The sequence below is a fragment of the Geodermatophilus sp. SYSU D00879 genome, assembly GCF_054050375.1.
This window is the reverse complement of the sequence record NZ_JBJGZF010000006.1, coordinates 214,282-231,520: the sequence shown is the minus strand read 5'-3', so window position 1 is coordinate 231,520 and position 17,239 is coordinate 214,282. Positions and strand designations below refer to the sequence as shown.

Sequence of the window (17,239 nt, the reverse complement as noted above, 5' to 3'; positions counted from 1 at the left end):
CGGCGCGGCCCCGCCGACAGGCTCGCCGCCATGACGAACACCGCTCCCGCCCCCACCGTCCCGATGGCCGACGTCCGCGACATGTACGTCGTCCACCGGGCCTTCCGCCGCGAGTTCGGCCTGCTCCCCGGGCTCGTGCGCGCCGTCGGCCCCGGCGACACCGCCCGCGCGGCCGTCCTCGCCCGGCACGCCCGGATGGTGCTGCTCGGCCTGCACCTGCACCACACCGCCGAGGACGACCTGCTCTGGCCGAAGCTGCTCGAGCGGTGCCCGCCCGACGCCGCCGTCGTCCACCGCATGGAGGCCCAGCACGCCGAGGTGGAGCGGCTGATCGGTGCCCTCGGCCCGGCGCTGGACCGCTGGGAGGTCGAGGCGCGGCCGGCGGTCGCCGAGGAGGTGGCGTCCACCGTCGAGGCGCTGGGCGCCGTCCTGGCCGAGCACCTGGCCGAGGAGGAGACCGAGATCCTGCCGCTGGCGCAGCGGCACGTCACGCAGGCGGAGTGGGCGCAGCTCGGCGAGCACGGCAAGGGCGAGATGTCGGTGCGGGACCTGCCGCTGCTGTTCGGCGCGCTGCTGGAGGAGTGCGACCCGGACGAGCGGACGATGATGCTGCACGTCGTCCCGTTCCCGGTCCGGGTGCTGCTGCGGACGGTCTTCGCCCGGCGGTACCGCCGCTACGTCAGCGCGGTCCGCGGGCCCGCCTGATCGTCTCGGCGAGGGCCGGGACGTCCTCCGGGCGCAGCAGCCGGCCGGCGTCCCAGGCCCGGGCGAACGCCTCCTCGCCGAGCACCGCCCGCACCGCCGGCAGCTCCTGGGCGGCCAGCGCGACGTCGGGCGGGAAGGCCACCGCGACCGCCGCCGCCTCCGCCGTCGCCGACCCCGCGGCGAACAGCTGCGCCGCGAGCTCCGGCAGCCCGCGGGCGGAGGCGACGGCGGCCAGCCCCGGCAGCGTGTAGGCCAGCGTCCACGAGGTGCGGACCTCCGCGGCGAGACCGGCCGCCTCCGCCCACCGGTCGAGGGCGGCGTCCTCGTCACCGGCGAGCGCGGCCAGCGAGGCCTGCACGTTGAGCAGCGTCGCCAGGCTGAACGGGCTGCCGAGCGCGCGGGCCAGCCGCTCGGCGTCGGCCAGCGTCGCCGTCCCGCCGGCGAGGTCGCCCGCCTGCAGCAGCAGCTGCCCCTGCGCCACGACGGCGTGCACCCGGGCCCACCTCTCCCCGGTCTCCGCGGCCAGCCGCAGCGCCTCGGCCAGGTCGCGGCCGGCGGCGCCGAGGTCGCCGCGGAAGACCGCGGCCGAGCCGGTGAGCACCAGCGCCAGGGCGCGCAGGTCCCCGGCGCCGGCGTCCGCGGCGGCCGCCGCCGCCCCGGCCGCCGCCTCCGCCGTGCCGGGGACGTCGCCGGCGGCGTAGCGCAGCGCGGCGAGGGCGAGCAGCAGGCGGGCGTCGTCGACCGGCTCGAGGCCGGCGCGGTCGATGCGGGCCACCCAGCCCAGGCCCTCGGCGACGTCGCCGCGCACCGCCCAGTACAGCCAGGTGGCCCGCACCAGCCGGGCGGCGTCGGCGGACCGGCCGGCGGCCACCAGCCGGCCGAGCGCCGCGCTCAGGTTGCCGTGGTCGCGCTCCAGCCGGTCCAGCCAGGCGCCCTGCTCCGGCCCGGTCAGCCCGGTCTCCGCGCCGGCGGCGAGGTCGAGGACGGCGGCGGTCGCGCGGTCGGCGGCCAGGTCGGTCTCCCCGGCGTCGGCCAGCCGCGCGGCGGCGTACTGCCGCACCGGCTCCAGCAGCCGGTAGCGCGCCTCGGGCCCGTCCTCGGGGACGACGAGGGACTGCTCGACCAGGCCGCCCAGGGCGGGCAGCACGTCGGGGACGCCGGCCACCGCCCGCGCGGTGTCGAGGGAGAAGCCGCCGGCGAGGACGGCCAGCCGGCGCAGCAGCCGCTGCTCGGCGGCGGTGAGCAGGTCGTGGCTCCAGTCCAGCGCGGCCCGCATCGTGCGCTGCCGCTCGGGCAGGTCCCGGGCGCCGCCGGACCCGAGCGCCTCGTCCAGCCGGCCGAGCAGCGCGGCCGGCGGCAGGTAGCGGGCGTGCGCGGCGGCCAGCTCCAGGGCCAGGGGCAGCCCGTCGAGGCGCCGGCAGATCGCGGCGACGTCGGCGGCGGTGGCGTCGGTGAGGACGACCGGGCGCCCGGCGGCCGCCGCCCGGTCGAGGAACACCTGGGCGGCGGGGGAGGCGGCCACGGCCGCGGCGCCGGGGCCCGCGGGCACCGGGAGGGGCGCGAGCGGGCGCTCCCGCTCCGCCCGCACCCGCAGCGGCGCCCGGCTGGTGGCCAGCACCGCGAGGCCCGGGCAGCGCCCGAGCAGCCCCGCGACCTCCGGTGCGGCGTCGAGCACGTGCTCCACGTTGTCGAGGACGACGAGGTGCCGCCGGTCGCCGATCCGGGCGGCCACCGCGTCGGCGACCGGCCCCGCCAGCTGCCGCCCGCCGAGCGCGCGGGCCAGCGTGGGCAGCACCAGCCCCGGCTCGCGCACCGGGGCGAGCTCGACGACCGTCACGCCGTCGGGGAACGCGGCCGCCACCTCCCGCGCCACGGCCAGCGCCAGCGTCGTCTTGCCCACCCCGCCGGGGCCGGTGAGCGTGACCAGCCGCGCGGTGCCCGACCGCAGCAGCCCGGCCACCTCCGCGACGTCGTCCTCGCGGCCGAACACCGGCGCCGCGGGCGGCGGGAGGGTGCCCGCCGCGGGCCCGCCGCCGGCCGGGCGGGCGGCGGCGGTCAGGGCGGCGCGGTCGGCGGCGTCGAGGCCGAGGGCGTCGGCGAGCGCGCGCACGGTGTGCGGGTGGGGGCGGCGCCGCTCGCCCCGCTCCAGCGCGCTGACCGCCTTGGCGGTGAGCCCGGACCGGGCGGCGAGCTCCTCCTGGGTGAGCGCCGCCGCCGTCCGCCACCGGCGCAGCAGCGCCGCCACGGGGCCGGGGTCGGACGGAGGGGCGCTCACCGGCCGGGAGGGTACTGGCCGGCGGGCCCGGCGGGGCGGGACCTCCGGCCCTACGGAACGCGCGCGTCCGCCCGGCACGCTGCGCGGGTGACCACCCCGACCGCGCTGTGGCGGCGCTGGCTGCTCGTGGTCACCGCCGGCGAGGCCCTGGGGTTCCTGGTGCCGGTGACCGCGGTGCTGCTCGGCGCCGCGGACCTGCCCGGTCCCGCGGCGCTCGCGGTGCTCGCCGCCGCCGGCGCGGCCGAGGGGGCGCTGCTCGGCGCGGCGCAGGCCGCCGTGCTCGCCCCCGTGCTGCCCGGCCTGTCCCGCCGCGACTGGACGGTGCGCACCGCCGCGGCCGCCGTCGTGGCGTGGTGTCTCGGGACGGCGCCGGGCACCTGGGCGTCCGGGGTGCTCCACCTGCCGCTCGCCGTGCAGGTGCCCCTGGCGCTGGTCGCGGCGGCGCTCCTCCTCACCGTCATCGGCGCGGCCCAGTGGACGGTGCTGCGCCGGCACGTGCCCCGCGCCGGCCGCTGGATCGGGTGCACCGCGCTGGCCTGGCTCGCCGGCCTGCTCGTGTTCACCGCCCTCACCACACCGCTGTGGCAGCCGGGGCAGGACCCGGTGACGGTCGCCGCGATCGGCGTGCTCGGCGGCCTCGCGATGGCCCTGACGATGGCGGCGGTCACCGGCCGCGGCGTCGTCGTCCTCCTCGCCGGGCGGCTCCGGCGGGCCCCGGCGGTCCGCGCGGTGTGACCTGCGGGGATGGGGTAGGCAGGTCCCGCACGGGACGCACGGACGACGGGAGGCCGACGGTGGACCAGCAGGAGTGGACGCGTGTGGTGGAGGCCGCGACCCGGGCCCCCTCGATCCACAACACGCAGCCGTGGCGGTTCACCGCGTCCGGCGACCGGCTGGAGGTCCGCACCGATCCCGCGCGGGCGCTGCCCGCCCTCGACCCCAGCGGCCGGCAGCGCGTGGTCAGCTGCGGCGTCGCCGTCGAGTTCGCCGTCGTCGCGCTCGCGGCCGCGGGGCACGACACCGCCGTCGAGGAGCTGCCCGACCCGGCCGACCCCGACCTGCTGGCCGTCCTCACCGTCACCGGCGGCCGCACCCCCGACGACGCCGACCGCGCCCTGGCCGACGCCATCGGCGCCCGGCACACCGAGCGGGCGCCGTTCCTGCCGCAGGCCGTCCCGGCCGAGGTGGTCGACCGGCTGCAGGCCACCGCCGGCGCGTCCCGGGTCTGGGTGAAGCGGATCAGCGGGGAGGACGAGGAGGTCACCACGACCTTCCTGCTGTCCCGCGCCGAGGAGGTCGAGCAGCGCGAGCCCGAGTACCTCGCCGAGCTGCAGCGGTGGATGCGCTCGGACCCGACCGCCCCCGACGGGATCCCGGTCGGGGCGGTGCCCGGGGAGGACCCGTCGACCCGGCCGTCGAACTGGCTGGTCCGCGACTTCGTGGTGGGCTCCCGCCCCGCCGACCGGTCGCACGCCTCCGACCTCGACCCCGACGCCCCGCCACCGCCGGTCGAGCGCCCGACCGTCGTACTCATGGGCACCGACGGCGACGACCGGCAGGCGTGGCTCACCGCCGGGCGGGCGCTCGGCCGGGTGCTGCTGGAGGTGACCGCCGCCGGGCTCGCGGCCTCCCCGCTGACCCAGGCGCTGGACTGGCCGGCCACCCGCACGCAGTTGCGCTCGCGGCTGTCTCTGGTCGGCCACCCGCAGATGCTGATGCGGCTCGGGTACCCGTCCGGGGACCGCAGCCCGACGACCAACCGCCGGCCGGTCACGGAGGTGCTCACCTTCGCCTGACCTATCGGCCTTGACTGATATCAGCGGAGGCTGAACACTCCTCCCGTGCACGCGTTCGACGTCCTGGGCGACCCGGTCCGGCGGCGGATCCTCGAGCTGCTCGCCGACGGCGAGCTCTCGGCCGGGGAGGTCACCGCTGTCGTCCGCCGGGAGTTCGGGATCACCCAGCCGGCCGTGTCCGGGCACCTGAGGGTGCTCCGGGAGAACGGCTTCGCCCGGGTCCGCGCCGAGGGAGCGCGGCGGCTGTACGCCGTCGAGCCCGCCCCGCTGCAGGACGTCGACCGGTGGCTCGAGCGGTTCCGCCGCACCTGGGACCGGCACCTCGACGCACTCGCCACCGAGCTCGCGCGGGGGGAGCGCGAGCGCCGCCTGCGCGCGAACCAGCCCCAGGACCGTCCACCCGAGGAGGAACCGTGAGAGACCTGCTGGCCGAGATCGCCGACACCGCCCGCGAGGTCGCCCGCCGGGGCGGGGGCGACGACGAGCTGGTGGCCGTCACCGTGCGCCGCGAGTACCCGGCCGCGCCCGGGGACGTGTGGGAGGCGGTCACCGACCCGGCCCGCCTGGCCCGCTGGTTCGCGCCGGTCACCGGCGACCTGCGGGCGGGCGGCACCTTCGCCGTCGAGGGCAACGCCGACGGGGAGATCCGCGAGTGCACGCCGCCGTCGACCCTGGTCCTCACCTGGGGCGGGCCGGTCAGCGTCGTCACCGTCTCGTTGACCCCGGCCGGTGGGGGCACCGTCCTGGCGCTCGAGCACACCGTCCCCCTGGCCTTCGCGGGCAGCGGCGCCGGCGCGCTGTTCGTGGGCCCGGGCTGGGACGTCGCGCTGCTCGGCCTGGCGCTGCACCTGCGCGGGGAGGACGTCGGCGACCCGGTCGCGTGGGAGGCGGGCGAGGGCGTGCGGCGCTTCAACGCCGCGTCGGTGGACGCGTGGGTGGACACGGTGACGGCGTCCGGCACGGCCGGCGCCGAGGAGGTCGCCGGTGCCGCCGCCGCGGCGCGGGCGCAGTTCGCCCCGGAGCCCTCGGCCGGCTGAGCCCGGCGGCGCGGTCCCCGGCTGGCCGGGGACCGCGCCGTCGGCCACAGTGGGGCGCCCGCACCCCCCACCCGGAAGGCCCCCCGTGCGCCCCACCGACGACGGCGGTTCCCAGCTCGCGGAGTTCGGCTACCGGCAGCACCTGGACCGCAGCATCGGCCGGTTCTCCAGCTTCGCCGCCGGCGTCAGCTACATCTCGATCCTCACCGGCACGTTCCAGCTCTTCTACTTCGGCTTCGGCGCCGGCGGCCCGGCGTACGTGTGGTCGTGGCCGATGGTCTTCGCCGGACAGCTGATGGTCGCGCTGTGCTTCGCCGAGCTCGCGGCCCGCTACCCCGTGGCCGGGTCGCTCTACAACTGGACCAAGCGCCTCGGCAGCGCGACGACGTCGTGGCTGGCCGGCTGGGTGATGCTCACCGCCTCGGTCGTCACCCTGGCCGCGACCGCGCTGGCCTACCAGATCACGCTGCCGCAGCTGTGGTCGGGCTTCCAGCTGGTCGGCGACGGGACCGGCACCTACGACGTCGCCGTCAACGCCGTCGTGCTGGGCGGCCTGCTGATCACGTTCACCACGCTGGTCAACGCGTTCGGCGTGCGGCTGATGGCGCGGATCAACAGCGCCGGGGTCTTCATCGAGCTGGTGGCCGCGGTGCTGATCGTCGTCGTCCTGGCCGTCGCGATCACCCGCGGGCCGCAGGACGTGCTGCTCGACACCGGCGGCCGGGGCGAGGGGCAGCCGCTGGGCTACCTCGGCGCGTTCCTCGTCGCGGCGCTCGCGTCGGGCTACGTCATGTACGGCTTCGACACCGCCAGCTCGCTCGGCGAGGAGACGATCGACCCGGGCCGCACCGCGCCGCGGGCGATCCTGCGGGCGATCACCGCGTCCTTCGTGCTCGGCGGGCTGATCCTGCTGTTCGGGCTCATGGCCGCCCCCGACCTCACCGACCCACAGCTGTCCTCCAGCGGCGGGGGCCTGCAGTACGTCCTGCTGTCGGTGGCCGGCACCGGGCTGGGGAAGGCGTTCCTCGTCTGCATCGTCGTCGCGGTCACCGTCTGCTGCCTCGCGGTGCACACCGCGGCGATCCGGATGACCTTCGCCATGGCCCGCGACAACGCGCTGCCCGCCGCCGCCCGGCTCGCGCACGTCGACCCGCGGCGGCGCACCCCGGTCGTCCCCGCCGTGCTGGTCGGCCTGCTCGCCGTCGGGGTGCTGCTGCTCAACGTGCGCCAGCCACAGGTGTTCACCGCGCTGACCAGCATCGCCGTGGTGATGATCTACCTGGCCTACCTGCTGGTGACCGGGCCGATGCTGGTCGCCCGGCTGCGCGGGCGCTGGCCCCGGCCGGCGCCGGGCCGGTTCTCCCTCGGCCGCCTGGGCCTGCCGGTCAACGTGCTCGCGGTGCTGTGGGGCGCCGGGATGGCGGTCAACCTGGCCTGGCCGCGGCGGGAGGTCTACAACGCCACCGGGGAACCGCACTGGTACCTGCAGTGGGCCGCGCCGGTGTTCATCGGCGCGATCGTCGCGGTCGGCCTGGCGTGGTACCTGCTGCGCCAGCGGCGGCGCACCGGGGTGCTGCCCGAGCACGCCGCCGTCATCGACGCGACGCCGCCGCCCGCGCCCGCCTGAGACCCCGGGCCGACCCGCCGGCCACCCCGCGCAGCAGCCGCACCCGCTGCGGGGCGGGCAGCGCGGCGAACACCCGGGCCATCGCCGCGGCGACGGCGGCCGGCGGCGAGCCGACGTCCAGGTAGGCCGCCCAGGACCGCTCGGGCAGCGCGAAGAACGCGGCGAAGAAGGCGTCGGTGGCGCGGGTGTCCAGCGGCAGCAGCACCTCCAGGCCCAGGCCCAGCAGCGCCGCCGTCGCCCGGGGGCGGGCCCGCCGCACCACCGCGCGCGGGTCCCCGCCGGCCGCGAGCGCGGCCGCGACCCGCGGGCCCAGCCGCAGCGAGGACGCGACGCTGTAGCCGGTGGCCGGGTGCACCAGCCCCGCGGACGCGCCGAGCGGGGTCCCCGGTCCGGCGGCCCGCGGCGGGGCGTCCAGGGGGATCGCCACCCGCTCGGGCTCCCCGGCCGGGCGCAGGCCGCGGGCGGCGAGGAACCGGCCCAGCCCGGCTCGCAGGTCCGGCAGCGGCACCGGCGGGCGGGCGGCCAGCGAGGTCGCCTCGAGCAGCACGGTGCCGTCGTCGAGGGCCAGGCCGTAGAGGAACGCCGGCGGGGCGGCGGGGTCGGCCAGCGCCGTCCAGTCCATGAGCAGCGCCCCGCCGGGCGGGACGACGTCGTCGACGGGGCCGGCCACCACCTCGCCCCAGGCCCGCTGCTGCGCCGTCCCCGGGCCGCCACCGCGCGCGTCGAGGACCGCGCGGGCGGCCAGCCGGCGCCCGTCGCCGAGGACGGCGACCTCCCCGACGTCCCCGGCCCCCACCGCCGCCACCCGGCCGGTCACCACCTCGCCGCCCGCGGTGTGCAGCCGGTCGAGCAGGGCGGCGGTGACGACGTCGTTGCGCAGCCGCGCGTAGCCGCGGGTCAGCCGCCGCTCCCCGCCGGCCGCGGTGCGCACGACGGTGGGGGCGTACGCGGCCGCGACGGCGGCCGGGTCCAGCCCGAGCGGGGCGGCCGCGGCCGCGAGCTCGTCGGCCCACAGGCAGTAGGTGGCCGGCCACGGGCGGACCGCCGGCGCCACCAGCACCGTCCGCAGCCCCGCGGCGGCGCAGGCGGCGGCCACCGACAGCCCGGCCGGCCCGGCCCCGGCGACGACGACGTCGGCAGCGGGCGGGGACACCGCGGCAGACCACCACACCCGCCCGCTCCCCGCCACACCCGGGCGTCGGTCCGGTCCCCGCCGGGTACCCGGGGGCCGAGCGTCCGAGGAGGGACGGTCGTGCCCGGTGAGGTCCCCGTCGACGTGCCCGCACCCGGGGCGGTGCTGGCCGGGGACCTCGCCGTGCCACCGGCCGCCCGCGGGGTGGTGCTGTTCGCGCACGGCAGCGGCAGCAGCCGGCACAGCCCGCGCAACCGGCAGGTGGCGGCCGCGCTGCAGCGGGCGGGCTGGGCCACCCTGCTGCTGGACCTGCTCACGCCCGCCGAGGAGGAGGTCGACGACCGCACCCGCGAGCTGCGCTTCGACGTCGGCCTGCTGGCCGGGCGGCTGACCGCGGCCCTCGACCGGCTGGGCCGCGCGGCGGTGACCGCCGGGCTGCAGCCGGCGCTGTTCGGCGCGAGCACCGGGGCGGCCGCGGCCCTCCTCACCGCCGCCGACCGGCCCGGCCGGGTGGGAGCGGTGGTGTCCCGCGGCGGCCGGCCGGACCTGGCCGGGGAGGCGCTGACCCGGGTGCGGGCGCCCACGCTGCTCGTCGTCGGCGGTGCCGACCGGCAGGTGCTCGCGCTCAACCGGGACGCCGCCGCGCAGCTGGGCGGGCCGTCCGAGCTCGCCGTCGTCCCCGGGGCGACCCACCTGTTCCCCGAGCCCGGCGCACTGGAGCAGGTCGTCGACCGCACGCTGCGCTGGCTGGACCGCTGGCTGCCGGGCCCTCAGGCGGGGTCGCCGTCCACGTAGACCCAGCGGCCGCCGACCCGGCGGAACCGGCTGTGCTCGGCCTGCACGCGCGCCTCCCCGCCGGCACGCGAGTGCGCGCGGAAGGTCACCGTGCCCTCGGCGTCGAGCAGGCCGCCGCCGGTGGTGGCCAGCACCTCCAGGCCGGTCCAGCGCACCGCCGGGTCGAGCTCCAGCGCTCGCGGCCGGGTGGCCGGGTCCCACGTCTCCTCCACGTAGGCGGCGTCGCCGACGGCGAAGGCGCTGTAGCGCGAGCGCATGAGCTGCTCGGCGGTGGCCGCGGCCGCCGTCCCGTCGTGGAGGCGGCCGCAGCACTCCGCGTAGGCCAGGCCGGTGCCGCAGGGGCAGCGCTTCGGGCTCACGCCCTCAGTCTTCAGCGATCCAGACGGCCGTGTCCGGCGGCAGCGCGACCGAGCGGGCCGAGGTGTGCACGCCCGGGCCGGACTCGAGCAGCACCTGGCCGCGCGAGCGGACCAGCGCGGTGTCGGTGCCCATGTTGACCACGCAGCGGACGGTGCGGCCGCCGCCGGTGCAGCGCACGGTGAGGACGTCGCCGCGGGTGCTCACGGTCGCCTCGCCGGTGCCCAGCGCCGGGTGCTCGGCGCGGACGGCCAGCGCCTGCCGGTAGAGGTGCAGCACCGAACCGGAGTCGCGGGTCTGCCGGGAGACGGCGTGCCGCTTCCACTCCGCCGGCACCGGCAGCCACGGCCTGGCCGAGCGGTCGCGGGAGAAGCCGACGCCGGTGGTGGCGTTCCACGGCATCGGGACGCGGCAGCCGTCGCGGCCGGCGCGCTCACCGCCGCTGCGGAAGAAGATCGGGTCCTGCTTGGCCTCGTCGGGGACGTGCGCCTGGGGCAGGCCGAGCTCGTCGCCCGCGTAGACGTAGGCCGAGCCGGGCAGTGACAGCAGCAGCAGCGCCGCCGCGCGCGCCCGGGCCAGGCCGGTCTCCCCGCCGCCGAAGCGGGTGACCATGCGGTCCTTGTCGTGGTTGCCGAGCACCCACGACACGGGCGCACCCACCTGGCCGAACGCGTCCAGCGCGCTGCCGATCGCCTCGGCGAAGGCCGGGGTGTCCCACTTCGACTTGAGCAGCCGGAACGACAGCGACTGGTGCAGCTCGTCGGGCCGCGAGTAGAGGGCGACCTCGTCGAGGTCGGCCAGGCAGACCTCGCCGACGAGCATGGTGTCCGGGTACTCGTCGCAGATCGCCCGCCAGCGACGCCACACGTCGTGCACCTCGGGCTGGTTCCACGTCATGGCCTGCTCGGGGCCGTGGCCGAACAGGGTGGGGGAGTACTCGCCCGGGTTGTCGCGCAGGCCGGCGTCCTTGTAGAGGCCGTAGGCGACGTCGACGCGGAAGCCGCTCACCCCGCGGTCGAGCCAGAAGCGCAGGGTCCGCTCGAAGTCCTCGGCCACCACCGGGTCGCGCCAGTTGAGGTCGGGCTGCTCGGGGGCGAACAGGTGCAGGTACCAGCGGCCGTCCGGGGTGCGCGACCAGGCCGGCCCGCCGAACAGCGAGCGCCAGTTGTTCGGCGGCTCCTCCGACGGCGGCGCGAAGTGGTAGCGGGAGGCCTCGGGGCAGTCGGGGTCGGCCAGCGCCGCCTGGAACCAGGGGTGCCGGTCGGAGGTGTGGTTGGGGACGACGTCGAGCACGACGCGCAGGCCCAGCCGGCGGGCGTCGGCCACCAGCGCCTCGACGTCGGACACGTCGCCGTACTCGGGGTCCACCGCCCGGTAGTCGACGACGTCGTACCCGCCGTCGGCGCCGCCCGAGGGGTAGTGCGGGTTGATCCACAGCGCGTCGACGCCGAGCCACGACAGGTAGGGCAGGCGGGCGCGCAGGCCCGCGAGGTCGCCGATGCCGTCACCGTTGCCGTCGGCGAACGAGCGCAGGTAGACCTGGTAGACCACGGCCGAGCGCCACCAGGGCTGCTCCTCGGTCGCCGGCGGGGGAACGGGCCGGGACCACGGCTGCTGCGCGGCGGCGTTGCCGGCAGCGACGAGTCGAGCGGACATGCGCCCAGGATCGGCACTCACGGTCGTCGAGAGTGACCATCCCGCCGCCAAAGGGTGACGTGCCCGTCGTCACATCTCGCCGAACGCGCAGGTACGCGGGCTGTCACGTGTCCTCCCACACACGCGGATGGGGGAGCGGCTCGTCCGTGTTGCACCACCCGTCCCACGAGTCACGAGCCGCCGTCAGCCCGGCGGCAGGGAGTACCCGCACCATGTCCAGCACCCCGGCTGACCGAGCCGCCTGCTTCCGCCACCCCCGGCACGTCTGGATCGCCAGCTGCCCCGACTGCACCGCCTGGCACCTCGCCGGCCTCCGCGCCGGCGCCGAGGACCGCCCCGCGGCGCCCCGCCCCCGCGCCACGCGCGGTGACCGGGCGACCACCGCCGCCTAGGACCTGTGCACACGAGCGCCCCTCCGGCCCCCGGCCGGAGGGGCGCTCGCGCGTCCGGGCGCGGACGGCGAGGGGACGCCGGGCGACTGGGGTCGAGAACCGGCCGAGGGTTCCGATACTCCGCAGGAGCGCTTGTTCGATCATCCTCCAGCGACGCAGGAGTGTCCCTCGTGACCCACCCCGACGGGGTTCTGCCGAACCCCTCCGACGACGGCCGGCCCGGCTTCGGGCACCAGCCCGGCTTCCCGCCCCCGGTCGACGACCGGCCCACGGCCGCCTACGCCTTCCCGCCGCCTCCGCAGCAGTTCGGCACTCCCGCGCACGTCGCCGTCACGCAGCAGTTCGGCGCCCCTCAGCAGTTCGGTGCCTCCCAGCCGTACGACGTCACGCAGCAGTTCGGCGCCCCCCAGCCGTTCGGCGCGGCGCAGCCCCCGCCGCCGTACCCGGCGCAGCCCGGGCCCTGGCAGCCGCCCGTCCCGCCCGGCGCGGGGCTGCCGACGCCTCCGGCCCGCCCCTGGTTCAAGCGGAAGCGGTACTCGATCCCGGCCGGCGTGCTGGCGCTCGCCGTGCTCGGCGCGGCCGTGGCGCCGGAGGAGGGCACCGACAGCACCTCGGCGGCCGCCGGCGCCAGCACGTCCGCGGCGGAGACGTCGGCGCCCGCCTCGACGCCGGCTCCTGCCCCGACGCCGCAGGTGGAGGAGGTCGCCCCGACCTCCGCGCCCACGACCGCCGCTCCGACGACTCCCGCACCGGTCCGCACGCCGGCCCCTGCGCCTGCGCCGGCCCCTGCTCCGGCTCCGGCTCCGGCCCCTGCGCCGGCCCCGGCTCCCGACCTGACCCTCGGCCAGCGGAACGCCCGCGAGTCCGCCAGTGACTACCTCGACTTCACCTCGTTCTCGCGGTCCGGCCTGATCGAGCAGCTGGAGTTCGAGGGATACTCGAACGGCGACGCCACCTGGGCCGTCGACAGCCTGGACGTGGACTGGAACGAGCAGGCCGCCCGGTCCGCCCGGGAGTACCTCGAGTTCACCTCGTTCTCGCGCTCCGGGCTCGTCGAGCAGCTGGAGTTCGAGGGCTTCACCCCGGAGCAGGCCGAGTACGGGGTCAGCCAGGCGGGGTTCTGACCCGGGTGACCCCTCCGAGCGCCCCTCCGGCTCCCGGCCGGAGGGGCGCTCGCGCGTGCGGCGGGTAGGAGGCGACTGGTTCACTGGTCGTTGAGCGCTTGACGACCGAGTGCTCGACGACAGGGGCGCCCGCCCCGGGAGGAGGACCGCCGTGCACCTCGGCGTCGACAGCTTCGTGGCGGCGGTGACCGACCCACGGACGGGCCGGCTCGTGGGTCCCGAGGAGCGGATGGCCCACCTGCTCGAGGAGATCGAGCTGGCCGACCGGGTCGGGCTGTACTCCTTCGGCATCGGCGAGCACCACCGCCCCGAGTACTACGACTCCGCGCCGCCGGTCATCCTCGCCGCGGCCGCCGCCCGCACCGAGCGGATCCGGCTCGGCAGCGCCGTCGCGGTGCTGTCGGCGGCCGACCCGGTCCGGGTGTTCCAGCAGTTCGCCACCCTCGACCTGATCAGCCGCGGGCGGATCGACCTCGTCGTCGGCCGCGGCTCGTTCACCGAGGCGTTCCCGCTGTTCGGCCTGTCGCTGGCCGACTACGACGAGCTGTTCGACGAGAAGCTGGACCTGCTGCTGCGCATCCGCTCGTCCGAGCACGTCACCTGGTCCGGCCGGCACCGGCCGGCGCTCACCGGCCAGGGCGTCTACCCGCGCCCGCTGCAGGACCCGCTGCCGATCTGGGTGGGCGTGGGCGGCACCCCGACGTCGTTCGTCCGGGCCGGGCTGCTCGGCCTGCCGCTCATGGTCGCGATCATCGGTGGCGAGCCGCGGCAGTTCGCGCCGCTGGTCGACCTGTACCGGCAGGCCGGCGCGCAGGCCGGGCACGCACCCGAGCGGCTCCAGGTCGGGCTGCACGTGTTCGGCTACGTCGCCGACAGCATCCGGGCCGCCGCGGACACGATCTACCCGGGCTGGCACGAGATGTTCACCAAGGTCTCCCGCGAGCGCGGCTTCCGGGCGCCCACCCGCGCGCAGTTCGACGCCACCAGCGGGCCCGACGGCGCCTTCTTCATGGGCGACCCCGACACCGTGGCCGAGAAGCTGCTGCGGATCTCCGCCCAGCTCGGCGGGGTGGACCGGGTCTCCATCCAGATGACCAACCCGCGCCTGGCCCACGAGGACCTGCTGCGCGGCATCGAGCTGCTGGGCACCGAGGTCGCCCCGAAGGTCGCCGCGGGCTGATCGGGGTCGGGTCCGGGTGCGGTTCCGGGCCTTCCCCGATGTGCCGCTGGGCCCGGCGGCGGAGCCTCGTGCCATGACGACTCCGACCTCGTACACCGGGACCCGGCCGCCGCTGCGGCGCAGCTCCACCGAGCGCATGCTCGGCGGCGTCTGCGGCGGGCTGGCCGCCTACACCGGCGTCGACGCGGTGCTGTGGCGCGCCGCCGCCGTCGCCCTGACCCTCGCCGGCGGCGCCGGTCTGGTGCTCTACGCCGTGCTGTGGGTGCTCACCCCCACCGAGCCCCTGCCGCCCGGCGCGGAGCCGCGCCCGGTCGACCGGTTCGTCGACAAGCTGGCCGGCCGCCTCGACCGGGCCGGCTGACCCCCCTCAGCCCCCGGGCGGGAACAGCGTCGCCAGCCCGACCCGCGAGCGCAGCCCGCGCTTGCGGTAGACGCTGCTCAGGTGGTGCTCCACGGTCTTCGGGCTGAGGAACAGCGCTGCGGCGACCTCCGCGTTCGAGGCGCCCCGCGCCGCCAGGACGGCGATCCGCGTCTCCTGCGCGGTGAGGGGCTCCTCGGGCAGCGGCCGGCGCGGACGCGCGGTCCGCCCGGTGGCGCGCAGCTCGTCCTCGGCCCGCTGCGCCCAGGCGGTGAGGTCCAGCGCGGCGAAGGCGTCGGCCGCCGCGGCGAGCTCCTCCCGCGCCCGCGTCCGCTGTCCCGAGCGGCGCAGCCGCGCTCCGAACAGCAGCCGCGTGCGCGGGGTCTCGAAGGGGTCGGGTGCCAGCGCGTGGGCGGCGAGCGCCCGCTCGAACAGCGCCGCCGCGGCGTCGTCGTCGGGGCAGGGGAGGGCACGGCAGCGGGCCACCAGCGCGGCGGTCTGCGGCAGCGGCGACCGCGACACCCGCTCGTACTCGCCGGCGAGCTCCGCGGCCTCGGCGGCCCGTCCCAGCCCCGTCCATGCCTCGACCAGCAGCGGCGCCACCCCCAGCGGCTCGCCGAGCGGGCCGACCCCGCCGTCGGCGGCCAGCCGCGCCTCCAGCACCCGCGCGACCGTGGCGAGGTCGCCGCGGCACAGCGCGCAGAACGCCTCGTGGACCGGGAGGTGCGCCGCGACGGCGGCCGTGCCGGCGCGGGTGACCAGCGCGCGGGCGCGGTCCAGGTGCGCCGCCGCCTCCGCGTGCCGCCCGCGCATGGCGGCCTCCGACGCGAGCAGCTCCAGGGCCGGTGCGGCGTCGGCGACGTAGCCCAGCTGCTCGGCGAGCTCGACCGCCTCGCCGGCGTCGGCGTAGGCGCCCGCGTGGTCGCCGAGCATCCAGGCGCGGCCGTGGGCGGTCATCGCCAGGACCGCGACCAGCACGCCCAGCGCCCCCACCTCCCGGGCCTCGCGGACCCGCCGCTCGACGACGGGCACGGCGGCCAGCGGGTCGGCCAGCCAGCCCACCGCGATGACCAGGAGCGGCAGCAGCCGGGGCTCGGCGCGCAGCTCCGGCTCCGCCTCCACGCCCTCCAGCGCCCGGCGCAGCCGCGGCCGGCCGCGGTCGGGGTCGCCGGCGTGGAGGGCGGCGACCCCGGTGACCCACGCGGCGAGCACCCGCTGCAGCGGGTCACCGGCGTCCGCGGCGGCCGTGATCCGCCGCGCCGTCGCCTGCATGCCGTCCACGTCGCCGAGCCGGTGCTGGACGACGGTGAGGTCGGTGAGCACCCAGGCGGCGGTGCGGCCGGTGGCGAGGTCGGCGGCCGCACGCAGCAGGTCGCCCGCGGCGGGCACCGAGCCGGCGTCCTGCTCCAGGCGACCCAGGACGTGCAGCACGTCCGCCCGCGCGGCCGCCGGCGCCGCGCCGCGCAGGACGGCACCGGCCAGCGCCCGCGCGCGGGCGGCGTCCCCGCCGACGGCGGCGTCCCGGACGGCGGCCGCCAGCAGTCCCGCGGCCCGGGTGGCGTCCCCGGTCAGCGCGGCCGCGCGCTCCAGCGCCGCCGACGACGCCGCGTACCCGCGCCGCGCCCGGGCCCGGTCGGCGGCCGCGGCCAGTTCGCCGGCCAGCGCCTCGTCGCGGCCGGCGGCGGCCAGGGCGCGGTGCCACACCACGGCGAGGTCGTCGCCGGCCCGGGCGGTCCCGGCCAGCAGGCGGTGCGCACGGCGGCGCTCGGCGGGCGTCGCGCGGCGCCACACCAGGCTGCGCAGCAGCGGGTGCCGGAAGGCCAGGGCGTCCCCGTCGCGCACGACGACGCCCCGCTGCTCCGCGGCGTCCAGGGCCGCGGCGGGGTCGGTGCCCGACCGGGCGAGCGCCGCGGCCACCGCGGCGGCGCTGCCGTCGTAGGCGGCGGCCAGCAGCAGCAGCGCCTCCCGCGCCCCGGCCGGCAGCGCGGCCAGCTCCGGCTCGAGCGCCCCGGCCAGCGCCGGGCCGGCCGGCAGATCGACGGGCAGCGGCTCGGTGCCCGCGCGCTGCGCCGGGGGCAGCGCCGCGGCCACCTCCAGCAGCGCGAGCGGGACCCCGCCGACGCGGTCGACCAGCCGGTGCGCCACGGTGGGGGCGACGGTGCCGGCGAGCAGCGCGCGGGCGGCGTCGGCGGGCAGGGCGGCCACCGGGAGGACCTCGGCGCCGGGCAGCGGGTCGGGATCCGGCCGCCGCGCCACCAGCACCGCGACCCGGTCCCCGTGCACCCGGCGCGCGGCGAACAGCAGCGCGGCCGCGGACTCCGCGTCGGCCCACTGCAGGTCGTCGACCAGGACGAGCACCGGCGCGGTCGCCGCGGCGGCGGCAAGCAGGGAGAGGGTGCCGGCCGCGACCAGGTGCCGCTCGCCCGGGACGTCGGCCGGCCCCCAGCCCAGCGCCGCGGCGAGCGCCGCCGCCTGCCCGGGCGGGACCTCCGGCAGCAGGGGGCGCAGCGGACCGAGCAGCTCCAGCAGGACGGCCTGCGGCAGCGTCGCCTCCGACTCGATCCCGCGGGCGCGCAGCACCGTCCACCCGGCGGCCCGCGCGGCCGCGGCCTCCAGCAGGGCGGTCTTGCCGACGCCGGCCTCGCCCTCGACGACCAGCAGGCCGGGCCGGCCCGCGCGGGCGTCGGCGAGGAGCCGGTCGACGCGCGCGAGCTCCGCCGCCCGGCCCACGAGGTCGCGGGTTTCCCCCGACGCGACGGCACCGCTCCCGGTCCGAGGCTCGTCCGGCAGCCGCTCCGAGGGAGG

15 protein-coding genes are annotated in these 17,239 nt (G+C 78.5%); 10 read left to right on the top strand and 5 right to left on the bottom strand.

Features of this window, described 5'->3' with window-relative positions; translation table 11 throughout:
* Positions 1-30 precede the first annotated feature (30 nt).
* Positions 31-705, top strand: coding sequence for a hemerythrin domain-containing protein (locus ACI79B_RS10905; RefSeq protein WP_456927341.1), 675 nt, complete (start codon positions 31-33; stop codon positions 703-705).
* Here the strand turns inward: ACI79B_RS10905 and ACI79B_RS10900 are convergent.
* Positions 680-2,980 carry an ATP-binding protein gene (locus tag ACI79B_RS10900; protein WP_456927340.1) on the bottom strand — a complete coding sequence of 767 codons (2,301 nt, stop codon included), beginning with the start codon at positions 2,978-2,980 and terminating at the stop codon, positions 680-682. The genes ACI79B_RS10905 and ACI79B_RS10900 overlap by 26 nt on opposite strands.
* Positions 2,981-3,067: 87 nt before the next feature.
* Between ACI79B_RS10900 and ACI79B_RS10895 the strand changes: the two genes are divergently transcribed.
* From ACI79B_RS10895 to ACI79B_RS10875, 5 genes are all read left to right on the top strand, one after another.
* On the top strand, positions 3,068-3,715 hold the full coding sequence (locus ACI79B_RS10895; RefSeq protein WP_456927339.1) for a hypothetical protein: 648 nt from the start codon (positions 3,068-3,070) through the stop codon (positions 3,713-3,715).
* Positions 3,712-4,776 (top strand): Acg family FMN-binding oxidoreductase, encoded by a 1,065-nt coding sequence (locus ACI79B_RS10890; protein ID WP_456927338.1) that lies wholly within the window; start codon positions 3,712-3,714, stop codon positions 4,774-4,776. Before ACI79B_RS10895 ends, ACI79B_RS10890 begins: the two co-directional genes overlap by 4 nt.
* 45 nt (positions 4,777-4,821) lie before the next feature.
* On the top strand, positions 4,822-5,193 hold the full coding sequence (locus tag ACI79B_RS10885; protein WP_456927337.1) for an ArsR/SmtB family transcription factor: 372 nt from the start codon (positions 4,822-4,824) through the stop codon (positions 5,191-5,193).
* On the top strand, positions 5,190-5,813 hold the full coding sequence (locus tag ACI79B_RS10880; RefSeq protein ID WP_456927336.1) for an SRPBCC family protein: 624 nt from the start codon (positions 5,190-5,192) through the stop codon (positions 5,811-5,813). The genes ACI79B_RS10885 and ACI79B_RS10880 overlap by 4 nt, the downstream gene beginning before the upstream one ends.
* 85 nt (positions 5,814-5,898) lie before the next feature.
* Complete coding sequence (locus ACI79B_RS10875; RefSeq protein WP_456927335.1) at positions 5,899-7,440, top strand: APC family permease; 1,542 nt, start codon at positions 5,899-5,901, stop codon at positions 7,438-7,440.
* Here the strand turns inward: ACI79B_RS10875 and ACI79B_RS10870 are convergent.
* On the bottom strand, positions 7,406-8,593 hold the full coding sequence (locus ACI79B_RS10870; RefSeq protein WP_456927334.1) for a lycopene cyclase family protein: 1,188 nt from the start codon (positions 8,591-8,593) through the stop codon (positions 7,406-7,408). The genes ACI79B_RS10875 and ACI79B_RS10870 overlap by 35 nt on opposite strands.
* A 99-nt stretch (positions 8,594-8,692) precedes the next feature.
* Between ACI79B_RS10870 and ACI79B_RS10865 the strand changes: the two genes are divergently transcribed.
* A complete protein-coding gene (locus tag ACI79B_RS10865; RefSeq protein WP_456927333.1) occupies positions 8,693-9,367 on the top strand; it encodes a dienelactone hydrolase family protein in 675 nt (224 codons plus the stop codon).
* On the opposite strand, the gene ACI79B_RS10860 is transcribed toward ACI79B_RS10865, so the two are convergent.
* Both ACI79B_RS10860 and ACI79B_RS10855 read right to left on the bottom strand, forming a co-directional pair.
* Positions 9,343-9,726, bottom strand: coding sequence for a YchJ family protein (locus ACI79B_RS10860; RefSeq protein WP_456927332.1), 384 nt, complete (start codon positions 9,724-9,726; stop codon positions 9,343-9,345). The two genes, ACI79B_RS10865 and ACI79B_RS10860, sit on opposite strands and share 25 nt — an antisense overlap.
* 4 nt (positions 9,727-9,730) lie before the next feature.
* Positions 9,731-11,380 (bottom strand): glycoside hydrolase family 13 protein, encoded by a 1,650-nt coding sequence (locus tag ACI79B_RS10855; protein ID WP_456927331.1) that lies wholly within the window; start codon positions 11,378-11,380, stop codon positions 9,731-9,733.
* 562 nt (positions 11,381-11,942) lie between these two features.
* On the opposite strand from ACI79B_RS10855, the gene ACI79B_RS10850 reads away from it, so the two are divergent.
* From ACI79B_RS10850 to ACI79B_RS10840, 3 genes are all read left to right on the top strand, one after another.
* On the top strand, positions 11,943-12,896 hold the full coding sequence (locus ACI79B_RS10850) for an Ltp family lipoprotein (RefSeq protein WP_456927330.1): 954 nt from the start codon (positions 11,943-11,945) through the stop codon (positions 12,894-12,896).
* 151 nt (positions 12,897-13,047) lie between these two features.
* Positions 13,048-14,076 (top strand): LLM class flavin-dependent oxidoreductase, encoded by a 1,029-nt coding sequence (locus ACI79B_RS10845; protein ID WP_456927329.1) that lies wholly within the window; start codon positions 13,048-13,050, stop codon positions 14,074-14,076.
* Positions 14,077-14,149: 73 nt separating this feature from the next.
* A complete protein-coding gene (locus tag ACI79B_RS10840; RefSeq protein WP_456927328.1) occupies positions 14,150-14,437 on the top strand; it encodes a PspC domain-containing protein in 288 nt (95 codons plus the stop codon).
* Positions 14,438-14,443: 6 nt separating this feature from the next.
* Here the strand turns inward: ACI79B_RS10840 and ACI79B_RS10835 are convergent, their stop codons facing one another.
* Positions 14,444-17,164, bottom strand: coding sequence for an AAA family ATPase (locus ACI79B_RS10835; protein ID WP_456927327.1), 2,721 nt, complete (start codon positions 17,162-17,164; stop codon positions 14,444-14,446).
* Positions 17,165-17,239: the final 75 nt, after the last annotated feature.